The organism is Massilia sp. Masssp94 (genome assembly GCF_059491305.1).
In genome coordinates this window covers 665050-680924 of sequence record NZ_CP168501.1, presented here as the reverse complement: position 1 = coordinate 680924, position 15875 = coordinate 665050, and the positions used below count along the sequence as shown (strand labels likewise).

The 15875-nt window shown below is 62.9% G+C and carries 13 protein-coding genes and 1 pseudogene; 7 read left to right on the top strand and 7 right to left on the bottom strand.

Annotation, left to right across the window (positions count from 1 at the left end):
• Window positions 1-8 precede the first annotated feature (8 nt).
• Window positions 9-512, bottom strand: a complete 504-nt coding sequence (locus tag ACEN9G_RS02845; protein WP_413345500.1) for a ProQ/FINO family protein — start codon at window positions 510-512, stop codon at window positions 9-11.
• Between the two features lie 588 nt (window positions 513-1100).
• On the opposite strand from ACEN9G_RS02845, the gene rpoD reads away from it, so the two are divergent.
• Complete coding sequence (gene rpoD / locus ACEN9G_RS02840; RefSeq protein ID WP_483127663.1) at window positions 1101-3821, top strand: RNA polymerase sigma factor RpoD; 2721 nt, start codon at window positions 1101-1103, stop codon at window positions 3819-3821.
• Window positions 3822-3874: 53 nt separating this feature from the next.
• Here rpoD and ACEN9G_RS02835 read toward each other — a convergent pair whose 3' ends face one another.
• On the bottom strand, window positions 3875-4147 hold the full coding sequence (locus ACEN9G_RS02835; RefSeq protein WP_413338279.1) for a LysR family transcriptional regulator substrate-binding protein: 273 nt from the start codon (window positions 4145-4147) through the stop codon (window positions 3875-3877).
• Between the two features lie 26 nt (window positions 4148-4173).
• On the opposite strand from ACEN9G_RS02835, the pseudogene ACEN9G_RS02830 reads away from it, so the two are divergent.
• Window positions 4174-4275: pseudogene (locus ACEN9G_RS02830) on the top strand (thioredoxin domain-containing protein); the annotation flags it as partial.
• Window positions 4275-4427, top strand: coding sequence for a glutathione S-transferase C-terminal domain-containing protein (locus ACEN9G_RS02825; RefSeq protein ID WP_413338277.1), 153 nt, complete (start codon window positions 4275-4277; stop codon window positions 4425-4427). The pseudogene ACEN9G_RS02830 and the gene ACEN9G_RS02825, both read left to right, overlap by 1 nt.
• Here ACEN9G_RS02825 and ACEN9G_RS02820 read toward each other — a convergent pair whose 3' ends face one another.
• Window positions 4428-4928 carry a MarR family winged helix-turn-helix transcriptional regulator gene (locus tag ACEN9G_RS02820; protein WP_413338287.1) on the bottom strand — a complete coding sequence of 167 codons (501 nt, stop codon included), beginning with the start codon at window positions 4926-4928 and terminating at the stop codon, window positions 4428-4430.
• 99 nt (window positions 4929-5027) lie between these two features.
• Between ACEN9G_RS02820 and ACEN9G_RS02815 the strand changes: the two genes are divergently transcribed.
• The 4 genes from ACEN9G_RS02815 to ACEN9G_RS02800 all read left to right on the top strand — a co-directional run bounded on the left by ACEN9G_RS02815 (window position 5028) and on the right by ACEN9G_RS02800 (window position 8277).
• Window positions 5028-6194, top strand: a complete 1167-nt coding sequence (locus ACEN9G_RS02815; protein ID WP_413338285.1) for an MFS transporter — start codon at window positions 5028-5030, stop codon at window positions 6192-6194.
• Between the two features lie 157 nt (window positions 6195-6351).
• Entirely contained in the window at window positions 6352-7128 is a 777-nt protein-coding gene (locus ACEN9G_RS02810) for a transporter (RefSeq protein ID WP_483127662.1), read from the top strand.
• Window positions 7129-7138: 10 nt separating this feature from the next.
• Window positions 7139-7447 (top strand): hypothetical protein, encoded by a 309-nt coding sequence (locus tag ACEN9G_RS02805; RefSeq protein ID WP_413338274.1) that lies wholly within the window; start codon window positions 7139-7141, stop codon window positions 7445-7447.
• Between the two features lie 53 nt (window positions 7448-7500).
• Complete coding sequence (locus tag ACEN9G_RS02800) at window positions 7501-8277, top strand: transporter (RefSeq protein ID WP_413338272.1); 777 nt, start codon at window positions 7501-7503, stop codon at window positions 8275-8277.
• 18 nt (window positions 8278-8295) lie between these two features.
• On the opposite strand, the gene ACEN9G_RS02795 is transcribed toward ACEN9G_RS02800, so the two are convergent.
• The 4 genes from ACEN9G_RS02795 to ACEN9G_RS02780 form a co-directional block, all read right to left on the bottom strand.
• On the bottom strand, window positions 8296-8565 hold the full coding sequence (locus ACEN9G_RS02795; RefSeq protein WP_413338270.1) for a PAAR domain-containing protein: 270 nt from the start codon (window positions 8563-8565) through the stop codon (window positions 8296-8298).
• 30 nt (window positions 8566-8595) lie between these two features.
• Window positions 8596-10230: a type VI lipase adapter Tla3 domain-containing protein gene (locus tag ACEN9G_RS02790; RefSeq protein WP_413338268.1), complete on the bottom strand. Its 1635-nt coding sequence runs from the start codon at window positions 10228-10230 to the stop codon at window positions 8596-8598.
• 131 nt (window positions 10231-10361) lie between these two features.
• Window positions 10362-12719 (bottom strand): T6SS effector phospholipase Tle3 domain-containing protein, encoded by a 2358-nt coding sequence (locus tag ACEN9G_RS02785; protein WP_413338266.1) that lies wholly within the window; start codon window positions 12717-12719, stop codon window positions 10362-10364.
• The gene (locus tag ACEN9G_RS02780) at window positions 12716-15832 is read right to left on the bottom strand and encodes a type VI secretion system Vgr family protein (RefSeq protein ID WP_483127661.1); all 3117 of its coding nucleotides are present in this window, start codon (window positions 15830-15832) and stop codon (window positions 12716-12718) included. Before ACEN9G_RS02780 ends, ACEN9G_RS02785 begins: the two co-directional genes overlap by 4 nt.
• Between the last annotated feature and the right edge of the window lie 43 nt (window positions 15833-15875).

Below are 15875 nucleotides of genomic sequence, written 5' to 3'. Positions count from 1 at the left end.
CTGCCGGATCAGCGTTTCGCGAACTTGGAGGCCAGCTGCTGCAGCTTTTCCTGGCGCTTGCGGTCGGCTTCCACCTGGGCGGCGGCGTCGCGCTCGGCCTTCTTGCGCTCGGCTTCTTTCTTGAAGCGTTCCTGCAGGAGTTCCTTGGCGTGCTGGCGGTGCGTGTCGGTCACTTCGGCGCCCGGATTGCCGTCCAGGTCGTAGCGCACGGTGGCTTTTTCCATTGCGCGCAGGTAGCGCATCGAGCCCGTGTGGATGCCCAGCGCGGCGCGCATGGTCTTGCGGTTCAGGCCGGGCAGGCGGGCCAGCACCTGCTTGTCGATGCCGATCGCCAGCGGCAGGCAGTCGCGGAAGGCCTTGAACTCTTGTTGCAGCTGCTTGAGCAGGGCGCGGGGCGACTGGGCGGCTTCCGGGGCCGCAGCCGGCGCGTCATTCGCAGGCGCGTCGGGCGTGGCGGGGGTGGCGTTTTCGGTGGCCTCGGGGAGCTCGGCGACAGGACTCATCGTATTCATTGACTTCATGGTAAGAACGGGAAGCGGAAGGATAGCATGGCCGCGCCGCGCGCGTGCCGCTCAGCCATGTAACGGATCGTTTTATTGAGTCGACGACGGTGATTTCACGCATGTACAGCGGCGCGCGGGCAAGAAATCGTGTATGATCCGCCCCTTTCCTTGCGCACGGTTTGCGCCGACGCAGCCAGGGTCAGGAAGAGGAAAAGGAAATATGCGTCTGAGTGATATCCCATATCGGATATTTCAATTATCGCTAAAAATTTCCTTAAGGCATAATGCCTCCGTCTCCTCTATTTCTCCTCTGGAAAATAGATTCAAGCCCGTTGTCTGACGGGCTTTTTTTCGTTCCGACATGTTAACCCGCGATTTCGACCACGTTCCGTTCCGCTTGAACCCACTGTGCACGCGCGCCGCAGCCCATCCCGGCTGCCCGGGGCGCCCGCCGGGCAGCGGCAGGAGTGCTTGATATCGGGCTTTCCGCCCCTAGCTAGGGCCTTCCCCTCATCCCCGCCCACAAGGACCGCCAAGCGGACCAGGTGGGTTATTGACCTCGCAGGCACCGCGCCACGCCTCGACTGGAGAAAGACTATGAAAAACACCGCCAAGACCCTGACACTGACAGCGAAGAAAGCGCCGGCCAAGAGCACGGCCCAGCTGTCGGTGCCGAAGACCGCGACCTCGTATTTCCTCGAAACGGAAGCGGCAGCCAAGGTGACGGTGGTGAAGACGCGTTCGCGCCTGGCGTCGCTGAAGGCAGTGCAGGCCGAGGAAGCGCCGCGTCTGCAACCGGAACAGTTCGACGACGCCGCCGCGGGCGAAGCGCAGGCCGAGGCCGTCGCTGCCGACGTGCAGGCATCGGAAGACGTTGCCGAGCCTGTCGCAGAGGCTGCCGAGCCCGTCGTCGCGCCCGTCGCCGCCGTGGCCTTCGATGAGACGGACGACGTGATCCCCACGCCGACCGCGCCCGCCGCGCCGCCGGTGATCGTCAAGAAGCGCATCTCGCGCCTGGCCGCGCTGAAAGCCGACACCGCGCCTGCCGCCGCAGCCGTTCCCGAACCGGTCGCCGCCGCGCCGCAGGCGCCGGCCGTTGCCGCGCCCGCCGCCGAGCCGGCCGCCCGCGTCGTGCGCACCCGCACGGCGCGCCGCATCGAGCCGTCCGCCGCGACGACGACGTCCGCGCAGCCGACCGGCACCGTCAGCACGACGACGGACGCCGCCGCGCTGGCCGCGATCGACACGTCCGGCTACCTGCTGCCGCAAGTGAAGGTGCCGGGCCGCCGCGGCCGCAAGCCGAGCGAATTCGTGCCGGAGAACGACGAGATCGCGGCGCTGAACGCCGTCGAGCGCGCCGAGCTGAAGGCCGCGTCGAAACTGCGTGAGCGCAAGGCCAAGGGCAGCGCCAACCTGTTCGGCGCCGCGGAAGGCTTTTCGGCCGAGGAACTGGAAAAGCGCCGCCAGCAGCTGAAGAACCTGATCAACATGGGCAAGGAGCGCGGCTACCTGACCCACGCGGAAATCAACGACCAGCTGCCGGAAAACATCATCGATCCGGAAGCGATCGAAGGCATCATCGCGACGTTCAACGACATGGGCATCGCCGTCTACGAGCGCGCGCCGGAAGCGGAAATGATGCTGCTGTCGGACGCCGTCGTCACGCCGACCTCCGAAGACGAAGTGGAAGCGGCCGCCGCGACCGCGTTGTCGACCGTCGACTCCGACTTCGGCCGCACGACCGATCCGGTCCGCATGTACATGCGCGAGATGGGCGCCGTGTCGCTGCTGACGCGCGAAGGCGAGATCGCCATCGCCAAGCGCATCGAGGATGGCCTGAAGGACATGGTGCAGGCGATCTCCGCGTGCCCGGTGACGATTTCCGAGATCATCGCGCTGTCGCACAAGATCGCCAAGGACGAGCTGAAGATCGATGACGTCGTGGACGGCCTGATCGACCACAACGAAGGCGCCCCCGCCACCGCGCCGGTGACCGGCGCGAGCGACGAGGACGAGGACGAGGAAGACGACGACGTCGGGGAAGAGGAAGACGACGGCGGTGCCGGCGGCAGCGCCGCGGCGGGCTACTCGGCCGAACAGCTGGCCGCGCTGAAGAAGGGCGCGCTGGAGAAGTTCTCCCTCATCGAGAAGCAGTTCGACAAGATGGGTCACGCGTTCAAGACGCAGGGCTATGGCTCGCCGGCCTACACGGCCGCGCAGGAAGTCATCTCGTCCGAACTGCTGGGCATCCGCTTCACGGCGAAAGTCGTGGAAAAGCTGTGCGACACGCTGCGCCACCAGATGGACGAGGTGCGCTCGATCGAACGCGCCGTGCTGGACATCTGCGTGAACCGCTGCGGCATGCCGCGCGCCCACTTCATCAAGGTCTTCCCGGGCAACGAGACGGACCTGGAATGGGTGCAGCGCGAAGTCGATTGCGCGTATCCGTACAGCGCCGTGTTGAAGCGCAACGCCCCGGCGATCCTGGAACTGCAGCAGCGCATGATCGACCTGCAGGCGCGCGTGGCGCTGCCGCTGGCGGACCTGCGCACCATCAACCGCCAGATGGCGGCCGGCGAAAAGCGCGCCCGCACGGCGAAGCGCGAAATGACCGTGGCCAACCTGCGTCTCGTGATCTCGATCGCGAAGAAGTACATCAACCGCGGCCTGCAGTTCCTCGACCTGATCCAGGAAGGCAACATCGGCCTGCTGAAGGCGGTCGACAAGTTCGAGTACCGTCGCGGCTATAAATTCTCGACGTACGCGACGTGGTGGATCCGCCAGGCGATCACGCGTTCGATCGCCGACATGGCCCGCACGATCCGCGTGCCGGTGCACATGATCGAGACGATCAACAAGATGAACCGCATCTCGCGCCAGATCATGCAGGAAACGGGCACCGAGCCGGACATGGCCACGCTGGCGACGAAGATGGAGATGCCGGAATCGAAGGTCCGCGAGATCATGAAGATCGCGAAGGAACCGATCTCGATGGAAACCCCGATGGGCGAGGACGGCGATTCGCAGCTGGGCGACTTCATCGAAGACAACGCCACGCTGGCGCCGCTGGACGCCGCGATGCACGCGTCGATGCGCAACGTGATCAAGGAAGTGCTGGACTCGCTGACCCCGCGCGAAGCGAAGGTGCTGCGCATGCGCTACGGCGTCGAGATGTCGAACGACCACACGCTGGAAGAAGTGGGCAAGCAGTTCGACGTGACCCGCGAGCGTATCCGCCAGATCGAAGCGAAGGCGATGAGCAAGCTGCGCCAGCCGTCGCGCTCGGACAAGCTCAAGACGTTCCTGCAGAACCAGTAAGCGTTACGCGAGTCCCGAACAGCCGCGCCGCCCGTCCGGGCCGCGCGGCTTTTTCATTGCGCGGGCAGAAGTCCTGTGAGGAAAGCCTGCACCGGGCGGGACGCCTTCCCGGTTTCGGCGCAGACCAGGCCGAATTCGCGGTGAACAGGCGGCGTCAGCTGCATGACGCGCAGTCCGCGCCGGTCTTCAGGCAACGTCGATTCGGGCACGAGGGCGACGCCCATGCCTTCGCGCACCAGCATGCAGGCGCTGGCCCAGTCGCGCACGGTCACGCGGATGTCCGGCAGGCGCAGGCCCGCCTGTTCCACGAGACTCCGGCCGTGCACGGCGCAGCCGCCCGTCCCGGCGCGCCATGAAGCTGTACTACGCCCCCCATACCTGTTCGCTGTCTCCGCATATCGTGTTGCGCGAACTCGGCCTGCCGTTCGATCTCGTCAAGGTGGACAGCAAGACGTGTTGGGCCGCCAGGATCATCTGGCGGGCGCGTCTTTCAGCGTCGCCGACGCCTGCCTCTTCACCGTGCTGGGCTGGTGCAGGTTCTTTGCCATCGATCGCGGCCACTGGCCCGCGGTACTGGCATCGGTACACGCCGAAACCACGACGTGATCAGCCTGGCGCCTTGCCGCTGGTCGAGGCGAGGAGCTTGGCCAGGAGCGTTGAAAGTTGCGCCTGCTCCTTGTCCGTCAACCCGCTGACGATCGCCTGCTGGTTGGCGACATGCTCGGCAACAGCCTCGTCGATGAGGGTAAGTCCCGCGGCGGAGAGCGCCACCAGGGTGCCCCGGCCATCCCTTGGGTTGGGCTGCCGTTGCACGAGCCCGGCCTTTTCCAGCCGATCGATGCGGTTGGTCATACTGCCCGACGAGATCATGGCCGCTTCGTAGAGGTCGGTCGGCGTCAGCGCAAAGGGCGGTCCGCTGCGCCTCAGCGTTGCCAGCACGTCGAATTCGCCCGGCTGCAAGCCGAAGCGCGCGAATAGCGGATTGAGGTGGTCGCGCATGATCACCACGCCCGCTTCGCCCAGTCGTCCCAACAGGATCATGGGTCCCACGTCGAGATCCGGGCGTTCGCGCGCCCATTGTTCCGCTGCTTTCTGCGCTCTATCCATGTTTGCAAGTATCTTGATGTAGAGATAAAATATCTTCACATCAAATTATATGGAATGCCGATGGCGCAGCCAAGCGCCAAACGCTTCCAGGAATTCATCATGGTAGAACCACGCGGCGCATTTGCATTTCCGGCAGCGGTAGTGCTCGTTGGAATCAACCTTCGTCCCACGATGGCGACGATCGGGCCCCTGCTCGACGTGATCCAGCGCGAGACGGGGCTGGGCGATACCGGGGCCAGCCTGCTGACCACGCTTCCGGTCGCATTGATGGGCGTGTGCATGCTGGGCGCGTCCCGTCTGCAAGCCGCATTCGGCGCGCGCCGGGGCATCGCGTCCGGCGTGCTGCTCGTCGTGCTGGCCTGCCTGGGACGCTGGGTGTGGAGCGGCCCCACGGCGTTGCTCGCGACGGCGATCGCAGGCGGCATCGGTATCGCGCTGGTCCAGGCTTTGATGCCGATGGTGATCCGGCACCGCGCGGGAGGGCACACGGCAACGGTGATGGGGATTTATTCGACGGCAATCATGGGCGGGGCGATGATCTCCAGCGCAGCCAGTCCATGGCTGGCGCAAGGCATGGACTGGACCGCAGCCCTGGGCGTATGGGTGTTTCCCGCCCTGGTGGGACTGGTGGCCTGGTGCCTGGCTACGTCGCAACCCGACGTACTTCCTGTGCCCACGGCACGGCGCCCGGTCCACCGGAAGCCGCGCGGCTGGCTCCTGCTGGGTTTTTTCGGCCTGGGCACCGGCGCCTATACCCTGGTACTGGCGTGGTTGCCGCCGTTTTACACACAGCTCGGCTGGTCGCCGGAAGCGGCGGGGGCGTTGCTCGGCGCCCTGACCTGCGCGGAAGTGGCGGCAGGGATCGCCGTGTCCGCCGTGGTCGGCCGGACGCCCGACCGGCGCGTGGTGCTGCTCCTGGCGATCGGCGCGCTCCTCGCGGGGATGCTCGGCTTGTCCGTCGCCCCGGCCGCGCTCGCATGGCCGGCGGCACTGCTGGCCGGGTTCGGCATCGGTGCCCTGTTCCCCCTGTCGCTCATCGTCGCGATGGACCATGGCGATAACCCGGCGGATGCCGGTGCCATCGTGGGTTTCGTCCAGGGCGGCGGCTACCTGCTGGCGGCGATCCTGCCGCTCGTTGCCGGACTGCTGCGCGAGCATCTCTCGAATCTCGCACCCGCATGGTGGTTGATGGCCGCGCTGTGCCTCGTGCTGGCGCTCATCGCCATTCCGTTGCGCCCTGGTCATCGCATTTCTTTCCAGGGTTGATGCACGGCGTTCGACATGGCGGTCCGGCAAGCTGTGTTGTGCCGCCCCGACACAAGTTATCAAACGAAAAATGGTCCTATCGGGACATTCACAATCTGTCTGGTATTGCTGAGCCAGCTTGCGGATACTTGGCACATCGACTGTTCCGAATATCCGCATGGATCGCTTTTCTTCCCTTTTGTTAGCCGCCGCCTGCGGCCTGCCGCTCGCCGCATCGGCCGGCGCTGACGACACGATGACCTCCGACCGTCCCGACGTCGTCGAATCGAGCCAGGTCGTCGGCAAAGGCCGCCTGCAGCTGGAAACGAGCCTGCAGTGGGAGCGCGACCGCACCGACGGCGCCACGGTACGCACGCTGACCATGCCGACCCTGCTGCGCATCGGCCTCGGCGAGACGATGGAACTGCGCTTCGAAACGGACGGCCGCACCATCGAGCACGCGGGCGGCGCGACGATGGCCGGTTACGCCGACACGTCCGTCGGCATCAAATGGCACACGGCCGACCAGGATGGCGCCACCCCGTCGCTGGGCTGGCTGCTGCACGCGGACCTGCCCGGCGGCAGCAAGGCGTTGCGGGGCTCCGGCGTGCGCCCGTCGCTGCGTGTCGCCGCCGAGTGGGAGCTGGCGAATGGCGTCGAAATCGGCATCATGCCCGGCGTCGGGACCGACAACGACGAGCGCGGCGCCCGCCGCGGCTACGGCATCCTCGCCGCCACGGTCGGCCGCGACATCACGGAACGCCTGCACGGCTTCGTCGAACTGGCTGCGCCGCGGATCGCCCGCGCCAACCGCGGCGGTACGCAGGCCGTCTTCGACACCGGCGTGACCTGGCTGGTCACGAACGACATCCAACTGGACGCCGCGGTGAGCCGCGGCCTGAACCGCCGCACGCCGGACCTGGGCATCGGCCTGGGCCTGTCGGTCCGCCGTTAAAGGAACTCCCATGCTGGCCTGGAACGTCACCGCCATCGCCTTCGTCGTGATGGTCGGCGGCATCGGCGAACTGGCCGTCGGACAGCTCGACGGCGCCATGGACGCCATCACCGGCAACGGCAGCGCCATCCGCCACCAGATGCAGGCCGACCAGGCGCATGACGCCCTCCGGGCCGCCGCGCGCGCCGCGTATCCGGCGTTCATGGAGCGTTTCCACGTACTCGAAAAAAGCATGGAGACGCTGTCCGGACGCATCGAAGCCGGGTCGGACGACACCCGCGCCGCCGGCGGCCACGCCGCGCGCCTGGCCCTGCAATGATTACGATGTAGACAGGTTGGGCCGCGCCGGCCCGGTCTTGGCATACTGTCGGTATGCAAACTTCGATCCGCTCCGCTTCCCTGGCCTGCCTGCTGGCAGGCGTCCTGTCCGTCCCGGCCGCCCATGCGGACGACGACACCATCAACCCCGACCGTCCCAACGTCGCCAACTCGAGCCAGGTGGTGGGCAGCCACCGCATCCAGCTCGAGACGGGCGTGCAATGGGATCGCCAGCGCGACCTTGACGTGCACGTGCGCACGCTCACGACGCCGACGCTGCTGCGCATCGGCGTCTCGAACGCGTTCGAACTGCGCGTGGAGACGGACGGGCGCACCATCGAGCACGCGAGCGACCCCGCGTCCGGCGCGCATACGGTCAGTGCGGGCTGGGCCGATCTGTCCGCCGGTGTGAAGTGGCACGTCGCCGACCAGGACGGCATGCGGCCATCCGTCGGGATGATCGCCGAGGTGGCGCTGCCCACGGGCAGTGCGGCGCTGCGCGGCAGCGGGTTCCGGCCCGCGGTCGAGCTGCCGGTGGAGTGGGATCTCGGGCACGACTGGTCGCTGGGCGTGATGCCGGGCATGGTGCGCGATAGCGACGTTACGTACGGCGTGTTCGCGGCGTCGGTCGGGAAGGCGTTCAGCGAGCGGCTGCACGGTTTCGCGGAAGTGGCCGCGCCGCAGATCGGGCACGGGACGCAGGCGATAGTGGACACGGGCGTGGCGTGGCTGGTGAACAGGGATTGCCAGATCGACGCGATGGTCGTGCATGGGGTGAATCGCCAGACGCCGGGGCTGAGCCTGGCGTTTGGCGTGTCCGTCAGACGCTAACGTCGTACGCGACTTACGCTATATCTTTGTGCTGAAATGCTGAAAGCTTGAGATCAGCTTCGCTCCACAACTCAGACTGTCGCCATCGAAAGCGATGTGCTTGCCGCTGATTGTATGGTGCGGAGAACCGCTGGTGATCGTGCAGCCTGAGTGGCCAGGGATGGGACAACTGCACGTGTCGCCCACGCAGGCGACCGGAATCCCGTGAACTTTGAAATGCGACGCGCTGGCGCTGATCACTTTGCCGCCGTGGGTTGTGGCGTCGCCTAGCCTGATGACGTTTTTCATGGTGGGTATCCGGTTTGAATACGAACATGGCTACCTGACGGCCGTGGCAGCGTCGCTCTCTGCAGGGGGCGTCATCGATCTGATACTACGGAACACGTCACCGCGTGATTCCTGCTGGGCTTTGCGTTTTTCTTCTGAAGGGGGACTGATGAAAATGAACGTCGCCTCGTGCGGATCGCGCAGATTGACGGCGAGGCTCGGGCCGCCGGCACGGTAGCTGCCCATTACGCCAATCGCCATCTGCATGAACAAGGTGGCCGCGCCGGTATTGCCGAGGCGCCGGTCGATGTTGATGAACTGGTCCAGCTTGCCGCTGTCGATTTCGGGACCGCCTTGCGCGGCGTATTGATGCAGCATGCCTTCGAGGGCGACCAGTTGCTCGGTTTGATTGTTCGTGGCTGCGATCACGCGCGCCGGGCCCTTGGCGCGCTCGGTCTCGGGCAGCGTGCGCAGTGCTTCCTGCAGGCCTTCCACTAATGCTTTTTGCCGCGCATCGCGCCGGGGGAGTGGCTTGCCGTGTTCGTCCGTGGTCTTGACGAAAACTGGTCGGTGGATGAAGCCGAGCGTTGCCATGCTGTCGAATTGTTGAAGCTGTAGTTTGCTCCATGGGATGGGGAACCAGGGCGTCGGTTTCCAGTCGAGTGGGGGACGGTGCTTGGCGTTGAATTCGCGATCCAGGAAACTGATCTGGCCGGTACCGCGGATGTCCGGGCGCTTGCTGAACTTGGCGGCGTATTCGACCCATTCGGCAGCAGTTACCGATCGACCTACGGCCGAAGTGTAACCATTCGGACAGGGTACCGATTTCTGTAAGTCGAGGTAGCCGAGGTACAGGCGTCTTGCGACACCGTCGCGATTGAGCACTTCCATTGGCGTGCGGTAGTCGTCGATATCTTCGTAGGTGAAAGGGCGGATCGGATCGACCCGCTCGCGGCGGGCGAGCACAAAAAGGGCCGAAGCGTCAGGCATTTTGGGGATGTAGTAGCCTTCTTTGACGAGCGGTGGGGAACCGGAGGGGCGCGACACGTGCCGGACATCGTCGCCGTCGTCTGAGTTCAAAACGACATAGGGAACATCGGGGTTCACGTCAAAGAACTCGAACACCTCTTCGAGAATGCGGTCCGGCCGCTCGGCAAAGCGCGCTGGACCCGCTACGAACAAACTAGTGGACATGCCCGATGATTCAGCAGATGCTGCGAGACCCATGTCAGGCATAAGTGGGTTGGCTGCATATTCGCTCATGTCCGGAGGTCTTGCATTAAAGACCGGGGTGCCCCATTCGGTTACGGTATATCCGGCACCGTTTTCCAAGGTGTCTCCACTCCGTCCGCCGCTTTGGCCGAGTTTGTCAAACATTGTCCAAGGATATTTTTTTGGATCTTGCTCACGAAGCGATGTGTACGGGTTGCCAGATTGCAGTGCGTCCCATAGCTTGCCTTGACGGTATTTGTCTAGCGTGACACCAAGATTGATTACTTCCAACACGTATTCGCGCTTGCCTTGCGCAGTGTGTGCCACCTCGACCTGCTCACGTGCCTTTTCCGCCGCTGCGGCCGATGCCAGAGCCTGTCGTGCGTCCGCTTCGCGTGCCGCTAGCACCCAACGCCCGCCAAGCACCAGTCCTATTCCCAATGCGGTTGCCAAAAACCACCAAGGTGTCCTCATTGCTGTCTCCGTCGGAGTAGATGCCGCTATTGCGCTTGTTGAAATGGTAAAAAATACCAAATGCGTCAAATGGAGTATTGCGTTGTCTGATAAGCGTTTTGCCAGCAGTAACCGATTTTTGTATAGCGTACTCATGTGTTCACCCGTCCAGTTTGGTCGACCGTGCCAGCCGTCGATTCAACGACAAGGCACGGCGGGATTCCCTCTGGTGGAAGCGGCAGGTCAGCGGGTAATGTTCCGGTTGCGTAATAAATTTGGGTATTTTCGATAAGCGTCTTTCGCCAAGGCCGCTCGTCAGCCCAGTAGTCCGCAAACTGTTGCAGGAACTCGCTCCATTTGAGCATGCCTGGTCGAAGCTTTTGCTTAATAGGTGGATCTTTCAACCGCCAATCCGCCACCGCGCACAAGTACTTGTAAAACAACGGATCCGTCGGCGCCTTGCCGCCACCAATTGCAACGTCGTACGCGGTCACCTGGCTATGGTTTTTGCGGCCACCATAAATCGCACTGTGGAACGACCGGGCCATATTCGTTTTTTGCCAGCGCAGCCGGGCCTCGTTCGGCGTTTCGGTTCTTTCGATCAGCAACTTGGGCGGACTGAGGGGGCGTTCAAAACCGACATCCAGGCAAACGTACAGATTCTTAACCTCGCACATGTCTTCAACCTTTTTGTCGCGATTGAGCTGTCCCGCGAGCACGGACCGCTGATCGTTGACTTTTGCCACTCTACTCACATGCAGGTCCGGACGAGGGCTTGGAATCGGTTGATAGCCCCGCAACCTGGTGGCGATGCCACACGTATCGGAGATGCATTCCCAATGATGCCCGTCAATGCCATACTTGCTGGTAACGGAGATCGCCGCGTCGATCTGATCGACGTTCTCGCTTGCTCCGTAGCGGCTATGCGCATCGGGGAAGGCGCCTTCGCCCATGCTTGCCGCCACAGCCTTCGGCAGGGCTTCGCCCGTGATGCGGCGCAGGCCAAACCGTGCCCGCTCTTCAGGAGACATACTGTCAGGCGCATCAGCCGGGGTGGGCAAGTGTTGGCGCAGGCCGGCGTTGCTTGCGAACGTGTCGCTGGCGGCTGTATGGGCATAGTCGTTTTCGCCAGTTACCCGAAGCACAAAGTCGTGCGGGGCTTGTCCAACGAGAACCGGCTTCCCATTCCGGAAATCCGGGCGACGTTTCAATGTGAAGACGCGCTGAAAGAATCCGTGGCCCAATTCGGAAAGCGGTTTGCGTGTCTCGGTAATCAGCACGGATTGCGATGGACCAAAATTATCGACCGGCGCAGTTGCGTCAAATGGGCGAGTTTCTCGACGTTGACCACGTTGGAAATCGGGCACGCCCTGCCAGCCGATCCCTTCCACGCCGGAAAATGCCACGGTCATATCTTCCGGAGAAAAATAAAGATAGACTTTGCCGCGGTTATCGCGGTCCTTCTCGGCGTCCCATTTGGGACCAACCGTCCCCATATGCTTCTTCGTGTTTGTCAGTTCCGATAACGGTGGCGTTGCATGCTTGTTGGTGTGCACGCCGTTGACAATGTTCGCCAAGGTGGCCAGACGTGCATGTAATGTCTGGCCACCTTTGATGTACCGGTAACGGTTCTGTTTGGTTGTCATCAGCGAATCCGAACCTGAGTACATGTTCGCGAGCTTTGCTCCTACGGGTAGTTCTGCGACAAGACTATAAGGCGGGTTGCACAGGATGAGTGTATCGGCCGGACGCGCACCAGGCTGGTCCTTTTGCATTTTGGGATCAAGCAGAAAAGCCTGTGCCAGCAAACTGAGCAAACAACCCTGGCTGTGAGCGACGATTGAGACCGTTTCGTTTTCGTCGTAGTCGCGGATCATTGAGATGAGCGCAGCCAACCGCCGCGCCGCAAGGATCATGTAAAGGCGGCCCGGATTATTCAGGATCGGGTGGGTCGCATCGTGCGACGCCCAATTCAGGATCCCGAAGGAATCGCTCTTGCCCCGATTCCACATTTCTAAAAGCGACGATGTCGCGTTGGAGAATGGGCCGCCTTCTTTCGAGTAATCCCTGTCCAGTCGGTTGTCGTAGCGGTCAAGGGCTTGGCCATGCGGTGTTTTTCTCCAATCCTGTATGTGCGCAGATTCTTCGCGAAACCCCCAGTAGAACGGGATGACCGGGCTGTGCGTATCGTCGGTAATCTGACGTTTATAGAAAACAACGTCAGGATCTTCCTCTACCTTGTCGCGGTCAGCGGTTTGCGGCATGCGATATGCACCGGGCTTCAGGTCCCCGCACAGCCGTTCCGCCAGCCCCTCGCACAAACCCGATTCCACCGCGTCGTAACTGACGCCTACATCGTTCACGCCATGCACGAGAATGATCGAACCGGGCAGATTGTGCTTGACGCCGACGATTTTCTTGTTGCCTTGCCCCGGTAACGTTACGCCTTCTCCCTTCCCCCGGCTGAATGGCAGTTTCTTGTAAAGTGAAGCGCTCTTTGCGTCAGTCATGGCTGGCTTCCCTCCTTGAGATCAATGCTTGCAACGTGCATCTGGTCGTGCTTCAAGATCGTGGTGGTCCCTTGAGCGTCAGTGCTACCCGCGCCGCCGCCGGCCGCCGATTCGATCTCGTAAGCCAAGCCGGCCGCCGGCACGCCGCCGTCGAGGTGCGGGTAGAGCCGAGGTTCGAACTTGAGATCCGTCCCGTCCTTCTTGAACGTGGGGAGCTGCGCGGTCATCGTCTCCGGCCCATCCCAAATGAAATCGGGTCCGTGGAACTTGAGGGCCTCCTTGCTCCCGAGGACCGGGGATCCATCCCCGAGCTTGAGGAATGATCCATCTTGTGCGACCAAGAGGATGGTCTTGGCCGATACCGTGATCGCGCCTTCGCTGGCCGTCACCTGAATGTCCTTGGCCGAGTTGACAGCGATGTCGTCATGCTGGCTTTGCACAAGCAGTTTGCCGACGTGGGCGATCGCACTGAGTCCGCCGCCGCGCGCAAAGAGCGAGATGCCGTTGCCGGCATTGACTGCAAAGCGTTGGCCCGCCGTGAGTTGGAGATGCTGCAGGGCGGTTGTGTCGACATTGGTGGCCGAGTAACTGACGATAGCCTTCGAGCTCGCGAAGCCGATGCCGGCTGGCGAGGTCACCGCGATGACGGGCTCTCTTGGCTCGGCGGCTTCGGGCGCGGTGTTGCTTCCGTCCTCCCAATTCTTGAATCGCGCGCGCAGTGCATCCTGTTCCTTGGCATCGATCGCCAGGCCGTTGTGCTCTGCGGCGTAGTTGCCGAGTGAAGTGCACAGTTCACCGCATTCGCGCAGCAGGTCGAGGTATTCGTTGCGTGCGAGCTGGGCACCCTTGCTGTCAGAGCCGTCGAGCAGTTTCCAGGCACTCAGCAAGATACCGCGTGCCGCGCGCAGGGCAATCGCTTCGTTGGTGCGTAATTCCGCGCCGTCACCGCGTGGCCGCGCACCGTTCTCTCGGCGCGGCTCAGTGAGATAACCAAGGTTCAGCTCCGTTTTGCCATGGTCGCTGGCCAGCTGCGCACTGATCTGGCCCGTCGTATCGTCGAGCCGAACCTGGTTACCGCGCCGGCCACGTATCTCCCGGCTGCGCAGGCCGGACTGATAGCGTGTATCGGGCAACGCGTCCTCTCCGACAAACATGGGCGGTGGCGAATCGCCGTTGTACATTTGGCCGATGATGACTGGCTTGTCGGGATCGCCGCCTGCAAATTCAATCAGCACTTCGGTGCCGACAGGGGGCAGGAGGCGAGCCCCGAGACCATTGCCGGCCCAACTGGACGAGACACGGACCCAGGCCGAGTCGCGATCGGAATCGGAACTGCCGGCACCCGCCGCATGGGCATGCTCTTCCCGGCACGTGGCCAGAAAGCGGACTTTGACACGGCCCAGTGAGTCGCACCACACAACTTCGTTCTCCGGGCCGACGACGATTGCCGACTGCAGCTGCGGGCGCGGAAGAACGGGGCGAGGTGGAACGATGCGGATGCTTCTACGAACACACGTGAAGCTTGTCTTGTAGCGCAGCGTCCGGTTTTCGTCGGTCCGCTGCTGCGCAGTGGTGTCGCGGGCCCAGCCGCTGCGTTCGAAGAGCCGCTCCACACGTGCGCCAATGTCCACCGGTAGGTTGTTCTCCGCAGCGATATGCTGGGATGTGACGACGAACTGCCGCTCGCTGTCGGGATGGGTGTCGATTTCTGGATGGCCTTTCAGGCTGAACCACTCGCCGACGGCCAGGTCGCGTACGCTGCCTTCGCCTTTGAACCATTTGGCGGCGTACTCGTGGTAAGCCATCTGCGCGTCGTTCAGGTCCGACAGATCGCGTGGACTGTCGCCGAGGTGCGGGGCTGTAAATTGGTAATGGTCCAGTCCGGCGGCCAGTTGGTTTCCGTGCTCGCCCTGATCGGCCTGAGCCGGTACCTGGGCCGTCATGAACATCGTATTGCTGGGCTGAAGGTAGTCCCAGCTGAATAATGACGTACTCCCCGAACGGAGCGCACGTACCGCGCTCCAGCCGGTGATGGTGTCGCGCTGCTCAGTTGCATCGTCGCGATGAAATCGCACCAACCCGGCGGCATTTTGATCGAGTTGACTCGAGTCGGCGAACAATACCAAGGTATGTCCGATCCTTGACGGCGTCCGACCGGTTTCGGATGACCCGGCTCCCGTCGTCAGCCCGGGACGAAAAAACCAGGCGATGCCGCGTCGTTGCAGCAATCGACGGACGAAGTCGGCGTCTGACTCGTTATGCTGCATGATGAACTGGCGCTTGGGCAAACGGCGATTGGCGAGGCTGGCGTCGATTGCCAAATCGAAGGATGCTCCCAAAACCCCCATACTTTTCTGCCATTCGGCGACCAGTATCTGCACGATATCCAGTTCGCTTTTATCTCGGAACACACGTGTGTTGAATTTGTTTTCCAGCACCGACAGCGCATCGCTCATGACTAATTGATACGTGGCGAGCCCGCCGTCGCTTTGGCCCGAAGCAGCCTCAGTGACGAGCCCGCATATACGGCGTAGCTGGCCGCGGTCGGTGACGATTTGCAGTTCGGCAGGGACACCGATGAAGTTCTTGAGGGGCAGGGTCGCGTTCTCGGACACACACAGCATCCGGAATTTGAATCCGCCGCAGATCGCTTCGTAACCGATTACTCGTTGCGGCAGGAGCGACTCCTTTCCGGCCTTGATCATTCCATCAAGAAGCAGGCGAAGCGGCCGGTGGCGATCTCTCAGCACGTATTGAATTTCGGCGAACGTTCTTGCGATGTCGGGATCAGCCATCGGTCGTACCCCTTTCAGGATGTTCACGCTCTGTGTACGGTGGGTACCCCAAACGTTGCGCTGGGGAACCTTGCAATTATTCAAGCTCATGCTTGAGTGACATTTGAGCGAACTCAACCTGACGACCGTCGCGAGAGCGCGTCGTACAACCTGGAGAGCCGCGCTGAAAACGAACAGGGCCAGCAGCATCGCGAAGTCGGGAAAGCGTTCAGCGAAAGGCTGCACGGCTTCGCGGAAGTGGCCGCGCCGCAGATCGGGCACGGGACACAGGCGATCGTGGACACGGGCGTGGCGTGGCTGGTGAACAGGGATTGCCATGGGCTCAGCCTCGCGTTCGGGATCTCGGTGCGGCGCTGATCCC

Coding starts and splice junctions, on each gene's coding strand:
- ACEN9G_RS02845 (WP_413345500.1), bottom strand. CDS start 512: ATGAATACGATGAGTCCTGTCGCCGAGCTCCCCGAGGCCACCGAAAAC.
- rpoD (WP_483127663.1), top strand. CDS start 1,101: ATGAAAAACACCGCCAAGACCCTGACACTGACAGCGAAGAAAGCGCCG.
- ACEN9G_RS02820 (WP_413338287.1), bottom strand. CDS start 4,928: ATGGATAGAGCGCAGAAAGCAGCGGAACAATGGGCGCGCGAACGCCCG.
- ACEN9G_RS02815 (WP_413338285.1), top strand. CDS start 5,028: ATGGTAGAACCACGCGGCGCATTTGCATTTCCGGCAGCGGTAGTGCTC.
- ACEN9G_RS02810 (WP_483127662.1), top strand. CDS start 6,352: ATGGATCGCTTTTCTTCCCTTTTGTTAGCCGCCGCCTGCGGCCTGCCG.
- ACEN9G_RS02805 (WP_413338274.1), top strand. CDS start 7,139: ATGCTGGCCTGGAACGTCACCGCCATCGCCTTCGTCGTGATGGTCGGC.
- ACEN9G_RS02800 (WP_413338272.1), top strand. CDS start 7,501: ATGCAAACTTCGATCCGCTCCGCTTCCCTGGCCTGCCTGCTGGCAGGC.
- ACEN9G_RS02795 (WP_413338270.1), bottom strand. CDS start 8,565: ATGAAAAACGTCATCAGGCTAGGCGACGCCACAACCCACGGCGGCAAA.
- ACEN9G_RS02790 (WP_413338268.1), bottom strand. CDS start 10,230: ATGAGGACACCTTGGTGGTTTTTGGCAACCGCATTGGGAATAGGACTG.
- ACEN9G_RS02785 (WP_413338266.1), bottom strand. CDS start 12,719: ATGACTGACGCAAAGAGCGCTTCACTTTACAAGAAACTGCCATTCAGC.
- ACEN9G_RS02780 (WP_483127661.1), bottom strand. CDS start 15,832: ATGGCAATCCCTGTTCACCAGCCACGCCACGCCCGTGTCCACGATCGC.